The sequence below is a fragment of the Chitinophaga sp. genome (assembly GCF_035564935.1).
Taxonomy (GTDB): Bacteria; Bacteroidota; Bacteroidia; order Chitinophagales; family Chitinophagaceae; genus Chitinophaga.
The window spans coordinates 1-8073 of record NZ_DATMTE010000393.1 but is presented as its reverse complement, the minus strand read 5'-3'; the positions used below and the strand labels follow the sequence as shown (position 1 = coordinate 8073).

General features: G+C 48.9%; 6 protein-coding genes. 3 read left to right on the top strand and 3 right to left on the bottom strand.

Going from position 1 to position 8073, the window contains the following annotated elements; all coding sequences use genetic code 11:
* Positions 1–158: 158 nt before the first annotated feature.
* Positions 159–1919: a family 16 glycoside hydrolase gene (locus VN105_RS10375; RefSeq protein ID WP_325640532.1), complete on the top strand. Its 1761-nt coding sequence runs from the start codon at positions 159–161 to the stop codon at positions 1917–1919.
* Positions 1920–1940: 21 nt separating this feature from the next.
* Entirely contained in the window at positions 1941–3884 is a 1944-nt protein-coding gene (locus VN105_RS10370) for a hypothetical protein (RefSeq protein WP_325640530.1), read from the top strand.
* A 277-nt stretch (positions 3885–4161) separates the two neighbouring features.
* On the opposite strand, the gene VN105_RS10365 is transcribed toward VN105_RS10370, so the two are convergent.
* Together VN105_RS10365 and VN105_RS10360 are read right to left on the bottom strand one after the other, a co-directional pair.
* A complete protein-coding gene (locus VN105_RS10365; RefSeq protein ID WP_325640528.1) occupies positions 4162–4854 on the bottom strand; it encodes a response regulator transcription factor in 693 nt (230 codons plus the stop codon).
* Between the two features lie 4 nt (positions 4855–4858).
* Positions 4859–6289, bottom strand: coding sequence for a HAMP domain-containing sensor histidine kinase (locus VN105_RS10360; RefSeq protein WP_325640526.1), 1431 nt, complete (start codon positions 6287–6289; stop codon positions 4859–4861).
* A 199-nt stretch (positions 6290–6488) separates the two neighbouring features.
* Here VN105_RS10360 and VN105_RS10355 point away from each other — a divergent pair, with 199 nt between their 5' ends.
* Positions 6489–7451 (top strand): hypothetical protein, encoded by a 963-nt coding sequence (locus tag VN105_RS10355; protein ID WP_325640524.1) that lies wholly within the window; start codon positions 6489–6491, stop codon positions 7449–7451.
* A gap of 104 nt (positions 7452–7555) precedes the next feature.
* On the opposite strand, the gene VN105_RS10350 is transcribed toward VN105_RS10355, so the two are convergent.
* Positions 7556–8073 (bottom strand): hypothetical protein (locus tag VN105_RS10350; RefSeq protein ID WP_325640522.1); only part of this gene is annotated, 518 nt, incomplete at its 5' end.

Here is an 8073-nt window from a genome sequence, read left to right as displayed (position 1 = left end):
CCTGAAACGCTAAAAGCATTTAGCAATCAATGTAAACTTTTTAAAAAAAATCCAGATCTATGCTTAGATGGAACAGGTTCCGTCCAAAGTTGACACAGTTACGTGCGTGCGACCGGAGAACTTTGGTATTGATTTTAAGTATTGGCAGTTGTCAACAGATGATGGCACAAAACAAATTGCCATTAACAGATTTATCTGCATTCCAGCAGCCTGCATCCAACTGGCGTATAGCCGGTGGAGTTAAAGCAGACCTGCAACAGAACAACCTGCTCCAAACAACTGCAGGTACAGGCATCCTGGTAAACCTGCCAGAAAAAAATGCACATGGAAAAGACCTGTTCAGCACACTGGAACATGGTGACCTGGACCTTGAACTGGATTATATGATGTCTAAAGGCTCTAATTCAGGCATTTACTTACAGGGAAGGTATGAAATCCAGTTGCTCGACAGCTGGGGTACGCTGGCTCCCCGCGCATCCGACAACGGAGGTATCTATGAACGCTGGAACGACAGCAAGCCGGAAGGACAGCAGGGCTACGATGGTCATGCACCCCGCCAGAATGTGAGCCGCGCTCCCGGTTTATGGCAGCACATGAAAATTTCCTTCCAGGCCCCCCGCTTCGATGCCGCCGGCAATAAAACCGCCGATGCCGTTATCCTGAAGCTGGAACTGAACGGCGTAACCATCCAGGAAAACGTAGCGCTTTCCGGACCTACCCGCGGCGCCGTACAAAATAATGAAGTGCCTTCAGGCCCCCTCCGTATCCAGGGCGATCACGGAACCGTGGCTTTCAGGAACATCGTGATCAATAATTTCAGCGCACCTAAACCAACGCTGGAAAACGTAAAATACAGCGTATACAAAGGCGGCTTCGATAAAGAACCCAACTTTGCTACCCTGAAACCTGCCGTTACCGGCGCCTCCCCGCTGCTTACCTCCAATATTGCAGGTTTGCCGGACAATGAGTTCCTGGTACGTTATACCGCTACACTAGCCGTTAAAGCAGCGGGTAAATATTATTTCAACCTGCATACATCCGGCGGCCCCGGTGTACTGAAGGTGAATAACCAGCAGGTGATCACCCCACGGGGCTGGGATGGCCGCGGCAGCATTGAACTGCAGCCGGGTAACTACCCGGTGGAAGTGCTGTACGCCAAAAATACCGACTGGGCCAAACCATCCATTGCTTTAGCTGTAAGCGAAGCAGGTATCCGCGAATTTGTGATCAGCGATACCAATGTACCGGCCGATGATCCTACCGATCCTATCCTGGTAACCGCTAACGAAAACACCGTATTGCGCAGCTTTATGGATGTTCGCGGCGGCAAACGGGTGGTACATGCCGTGTCTGTAGGGAGTCCCGCCAAAGTGCACTACACCTACGATATGGACAACGGTTTGCCTTTCCAGGTATGGCGCGGCGAATTTCTTAACACTACGCCTATGTGGCATGACCGCGGCGACGGATCTTCCCGGCCCCTTGGTACTGTACAGGTGCTAACCAACCAGCCTGCACTGGCTATCGGTAAACTGGCCACCAAAGAAACTGCCTGGAGCGCGGATACTGCCGGTACCGGCTTCCGCCCAACCGGTTATTCACTCGATGAAAGCGGAAAGCCTACTTTCCGTTATAATATCTATGGTACCGCTGTAACAGACGATATCAGCGTGCTTCCGGAAAACCAGGGTATTCACCGTACTGTTACGGTGCAGCAACCTGCCTCCGACCTGTATCTGCGTATAGCCGTAGGAGATAGTATAGAGCAGGTATCCCCGGGATTGTATGTGATCGGCGATAAATCTTATTATGTGAAGATGGATGATGCCAAAGCGAATCCTATTATCCGTAACCAGAACGGCCGCACGGAACTGATAGTGCCGGTACAGGCGAAAACAGGTTATGCGGTTATCTTCTAAGCAGCAATACTAATGACTATTATGAAACTGAACTATAAAAGAATTACAGCAGGAATAGCCGCAGGTATGTTCCTGATGACAACGGCCATCACGCCTGTAAAAGCACAGGAGTCCCCGAAGGAAGAGGACTTTTTCCGCATCGCGCGTATCAGCTCACCAGAAGGCACCCTCCTGGAAGTAGGAGGCTTATGCACCCTGCCCAACGGCGACCTCGGCGTAGCTACCCGCCGCGGCGATATATTTATAGTAGAGAACCCCACCAGCAAATCACCCTACTTCAGGAAAGTGGCTTCCGGGCTGCATGAAGTACTTGGACTGGCCTATAAGAACGGTTCCCTCTACTGCGCACAGCGCGGCGAACTCACCAAAATGACCGATACCAACATGGACGGTAAAATGGACCTGTTCGAAACAGTATACGCGTGGCCACTCTCCGGTCACTACCATGAATACAGCTTTGGCCCGGTACTGGGTACCGACGGCTCCTTCTTTGTTTCCGGCAACGTTGCCTTTGGCGATGAAGAATGGTGGCGCGGTGAAAGCCGCGTGCCCTGGAGAGGCTGGATGATGCACATCACTGAAGACGGTAAAATGGAACCATGGGCTACCGGTTTCCGCTCCCCCTGCGGGCTTGGTACTATCGATGGTGAACTGTTCTATACAGAAAACCAGGGCGACTGGATGGGTTCCGGTGGTTTAACCCACGTGAAAAAAGGCAGCTTTGTTGGTCACCCGGCTGGCTTACGCTGGACCAACCTGCCTAATTCACCTGTGAAGCTCACTACAGAAGAACTTTACGCCAAAGTAGACCCGCGTTTCCGCAGGGATGCCAACGGCCGCGCTATCAAGCCGGAAAACGTAGAGAACGAAAAGTTTGTGACACTGTTTGATATGAAGAAATATTTCCCTGAAGTACAGTTGCCGGCTGTTTGGCTGCCACACGGTATTTTAGGTATCTCCAATGCACAGCTTACCACTATCCCTGAAGGAGCTTTTGGCCCCTTTGCCAAACAGGTATTGATCGGCGACCAGGGACAAAGCAAAATTGTAAGGGTATATCTTGAGAAAGTGAACGGCGAATACCAGGGCGCTGCCTGGGATTTCAGAAGCGGTTTCCAGTCGGGCGTATTACGTTTGGCCTGGGGTAAAGACGGTTCCCTCTTTGTAGGTGAAACCAACCGCGGATGGGGCTCCGCCGGCGACGCCAACCAGGGACTTCAGCGTTTGGTATGGAACAACAAAGTGCCGTTTGAAATGAGAACAGTAAACGCCATGCCCGATGGTTTTGAAATTACCTTCACTTTGCCGGTAGACAAAAAGTACGCAGAAGATATCGCTTCTTACAACGTGGAAAGCTTTATCTATAAATACCACCCGGTGTATGGAAGTCCTACCGTTAATACAGAAAAGCTTACCATTAAAGGTGTTCAGGTATCTCCTGATGGTATGAAAGTGCGCCTGGTGATCGACGGGCTGCGTCAGTACTACATCCATAAGTTGTCGCTGAACGGCATCCGTACCCAGGAAAATTCCTATTCACTGGTACATCCTGATGTGTATTACACGCTGAACAATATCCCGGAAGGCGCTAAGCTGGCGGTATCTGCATTGAGCACTAAGAACTCAGCGGCTAAAGCAGCTACTACTGCCACTAAGGTAGCGGAGGCAAAAGCAGCTTCCACAGCAGCGAAAGCAGCTCCTGCAAAAACGCTGACCTACGAGCAGGTGAAACCATTGCTGAACAAGTACACTTGTTCTTCCTGTCATAATCCTGATAAAAAGCAAGTGGGACCAGGCTTCCGCGATGTAGCAAAAAGGAATTACCCAGTAGCTAAAATATTGGCGCTGATTAAAAATCCCAAGCCGGAAAACTGGCCTGGCTATGCTACGCCAATGCCTCCGTTCCCGCAGGTGCCACAGGCAGATGCGGTGAAGATTGCCACATGGATCAATTCCCTGAAATAGAGTACTGGCATCATAAAAGAAAAGGATCGGATATAATTTATATCTGATCCTTTTCTTTTTTTATGAAAGACAGCCAACGGCAGGTGAACTTTTTTTCGTCATCCCTGTTAACTATGTATCACTATGAAAAACACCTATAGCGGCAAGGCCCTCCTGTATTTGTTTTTCCCATTCATGACGTTAATAAAGATACGGTTGATAAACAGGCACAGCATCTCGTAAATAATCCGGGATGTGCAGGGGCGGGCCCTTAAGCGATGTAGCGCCCGCCCTTTTTTCAGGTAAGACTAAACATGAACCCGATCCCGTAAATATTCCGGATACTGATGTTTTCATTCCCCTGGAAGTATTTGCGGAAGCGGGATACAAATACATCTAAACTTCTTCCTACAAAATAATCGTTCGTTCCCCATACCTGGTGAAGGATATCTTCCCGCCGGATCACTTTGTTGCTGTTATGATAGAAGTGCAGCAGCAGATCGCTTTCCAGCGGAGTAAGAATGGTTTCTTTACCGTTACCGGTAAGTTTCAGCGAATCTTTATGGAAACGCATACCGCCAAGTTCAATGGCACTACCGGCGGAGATGCTGTTAACGATCTGGTTCCTTTTCAGGATATTTTTGATGCGGAGCACCAGTTCATCCACATCAAACGGTTTTACAATATAGTCATCTGCCCCTATCTTCAGGCCATATAGCCGGTCTTTCTTTTCACCACGCGCCGTCAGGAAAAGGAACGGAACATTGGGTTGTATCCTTACCAGTTCCTGCGCCAGTTCAAAGCCATCCATTTCAGGAAGGTTGATATCTATCAGTACAATATGCCAGGCAGAGGGAGTGGCAGTAAACGCCTCCAATGCCGCGCGGCCGTTTTGTTGCCAGTCGACAGCGAAATCCATCAGCTCCAGGTATTGTTTCACAACGTTACCAAGATCCGTTTCATCTTCTACAAGCAGAATGTGATGTTTCATAGCGTTATATTTTTGAAGGTATGGTAATTACGAAAGTACTGCCTGCACCGGGTTCGCTGCTCACTTTTATGGTCCAGCCATGTGCATCTATGCATTGTTTTACGTAGTAAAGGCCCAACCCCAGGCCCTTGGTGGGCCTGGACAGGTTAGGCTGATGCCGGTAGAATTTCTCAAAGATATGGCGGAGAGTGGCAGTGTTCATGCCAATGCCGTTGTCTTGTATAGTTAGTACAATAGCTTCTTTTTCCCTAAGGGTAGTGATGGTAATAATTTTCTCCGGCTGGTCGTTGTACTTCACGGCATTGTCCAGTATATTTTGCAGCAGGGTAGTAAAGTGAAAGGTATCAGCTTCTATCATGAGCGGGTGGCCACTGCTTTGAAAATCAAAGCGGATAGCCTGTTTCATGGTATTGAGACTGTACACCGCCAGTATCCCGCTGATCAGTTCATTCAGATCGGTGGTGGTGGTTTTAAGCGCCAGTTTTTCCGTGGCGGCAATATTGATCACTTTTTCCACCAGGAGTTTCAGCCGTTCCGCCTGCCGGTGAATGATTTCAGACAGTGCGGTCACGCTTTGTTTGTTATCCAGCGTTTTTTCATTCTGGATATTTTTATTGGCAACAATAATCGCCGTGATAGGGGTATTAAATTCGTGTGTGATGTTATTAATGAAATCAGATTTCATATCTGACAGATGTTTTTGCCGGATCCATTTGAACAGGGTGATGGCAAAGAGCGTGATTACTGCCAGCAGCGTAAGTAAGCCAGGGAGTATGGTATATCTCATTTGTTGAAGTACCAGTGTGCGGCGGTTGTAAGGATCGGCATAAAAAGAAAACGACAGGGAATAGGAATAGGGCAGGGGCGAATTGGCTACCAGGGAAGAGGCTGCGCTGTTTTCATTCAGCTGCTGCAGGTTGCCGCAAATAAACAGTCCCATGTCCTTTTGCCTGCTGGCGGGGATGAGCGGGTATTTTTTAAAACGGTTATATACGTTCACATACTGGCTGTCTTTAAACTTGATGTCCAGCCGGTGAATGCACAAGGCAAACAGCAGGGAGTCTTTGATCCCGTCTTTGGCTTTAATGGCTTTCAGCATGCTGTCGGTGTTCTCATGTTTTACCAGTTCCCGGATGATGCGGTTCACCAGGTGTTGGGAGGCGGTGTCAAAACCGTGGGGGTTAGTATTATACAGTTGTTCAAGGTAAGGGTATTGCGGCACTATGATACTGTCCAGCAGTGGTTGCCCGCCAGGGAACAATTTGTCGTTGGCGATGGCCAGGTTATAGGCTTCGCCGATCCTTCCTTTTTCCACGTAGTTAAAACGACTGTCCAGCAACTGATAAGTATTATATATCAGGAAAAACTGTACAATAGCCAATGCGATAATACAGATAACCGCTGTCAGGATATACAGCTTGATGGAATGCCTCATGCTTCGCTTTGTTACTTTTGGTTGACTTTTCCTGTGCTTCAATTGACGATAACTCCTGCTTCCAATGCTTTTAAATTCTGTTTACAATCCGTTAGGGATTTTTTAAAATTGATTAGATTCCTGTTGGCTATTTTCACCGGTAAGATACTACTTTTTTGCTATTAGAAAATCGATTTAGCATTTTTTATAAAATCCCTGTATGAAGAGATATCTAAGGTATGTATTACCGGCGGGAGGCAGTTTTATTGCCATGGCCGCTTTTGGGTTTCAGAGTATCGCTGGTCCGGTGCAGCAGTTGGCTATGGCGGGTGTGGGGCGGTGGCCGGAAACGGAGGGTGTTGCAGACACGGCTACTGCACCAACGCTCACCTGGCAGGAACACTGGTTTGAACACCGGCAGGAGATGCGCCGGGTGTTCAGCAATGCCTCCATATCTGTGTACTACGACAAAGAAACACCCGGAACCATTACCTGGCCCGATACGCTGTTAACCAAAGTATGGAACTACACCACCCAAACTTATGGCGCCTTCGGAAAGGATAACCGCCTGTTTGTGCTGCTGCACACGGGCAAATATGCCGGTGGGCATCCGTCTACCTATTTCGACCGAAGCCACGACTACCGCAATGTAATTGATGTGGGACATGCCGGCGACTGGGTAAGCCCTACTGGCTGGAACCTGGATGCCGCTGTGCATGAGGTAGGGCATATTGTGGAGGGCGCGTCCAAAGGAGTGCATGGCTCCCCGGCATTCCCGATATGGAAAGACAGCAAATGGATGGAGATCTACCAGTACGACGTGTACCGTGCACTTGGATGGGACGCAGAGGCGCAACGCTGGTTCAACATGCAGATGAAGGGTACCGACAACTTTCCCCGGCCGGGAACGCAGTGGTTTAAAAACTGGTTCTACCCCTTGTATCATCAATATGGCGGCGCCAAAGTGCTGAATAACTTTTTCAGGTTGCTGGCCGCGAATTTTCCACGTAACGGTAACGCCTATACGCGCGATATGAACTGGGGTGAGTTCATCCATTTCTGGAGTGGGGCAGCGGGCGTAAACCTTAAGCCACAAGCCACTATTGCTTTCGGGTGGCCGGATGAATGGGAGGCGCAGTTCCGGCAGGCACAGAAGGACTTTCCGGGTGTAAAGTATAAATAATAAAAGGAGGGTGAATCAAAAGTAAGGCTGACGGAGAGAATTTTGTTCTGATTCTCAACGCCATCAACCACTTTTGATACACCCCTTTTTATTTTGTGAGATGCTTAACGAACTTTACCTGTATAATATTTACGCGCCATCAGCGCAAGCGGTATCCCGATCATTACCATGAGAATGGCTATGTTGATAACGGAGTTCACCAGCCGCAGCGGCCCGTGCGGCACCAGGCTTAACGGCAGCACCACCAGGTTCATAACACACCATACCAGTAACCCGTAAACAATTCCTGTTGCCACGGGATGTTGGCGTATTGCCGGCAGCTTCGGGTAAATAAGAAAGAAAACGAACGACCATATCAGTGCTATCAGGTAATGAAACAACAGCCCCCACCATATCATGACCGGCCCGGCATTAAATGCCGCCTTCCCGAACACGCCGCTGCTGATGTACACCAATATCCTGCTCACCGGCTGCCCATGACTGGCAATTGAAAAATATACAAATGCGAATAAGATATCCAGGGTGCCGGTAATAAGACCGGCCAATAATACTGCACCCGGAAAAGAGGAATCAGCACGCATGTAATTTGTTTTTATATGAGAGATAGGAGGAGCGCTACAAT

Excerpts from the sequence above, each read along its gene's own strand:
- VN105_RS10375 (WP_325640532.1), top strand. The coding sequence starts at position 159 with ATGATGGCACAAAACAAATTGCCATTAACAGATTTATCTGCATTCCAG.
- VN105_RS10370 (WP_325640530.1), top strand. The coding sequence starts at position 1,941 with ATGAAACTGAACTATAAAAGAATTACAGCAGGAATAGCCGCAGGTATG.
- VN105_RS10365 (WP_325640528.1), bottom strand. The coding sequence starts at position 4,854 with ATGAAACATCACATTCTGCTTGTAGAAGATGAAACGGATCTTGGTAAC.
- VN105_RS10360 (WP_325640526.1), bottom strand. The coding sequence starts at position 6,289 with ATGAGGCATTCCATCAAGCTGTATATCCTGACAGCGGTTATCTGTATT.
- VN105_RS10355 (WP_325640524.1), top strand. The coding sequence starts at position 6,489 with ATGAAGAGATATCTAAGGTATGTATTACCGGCGGGAGGCAGTTTTATT.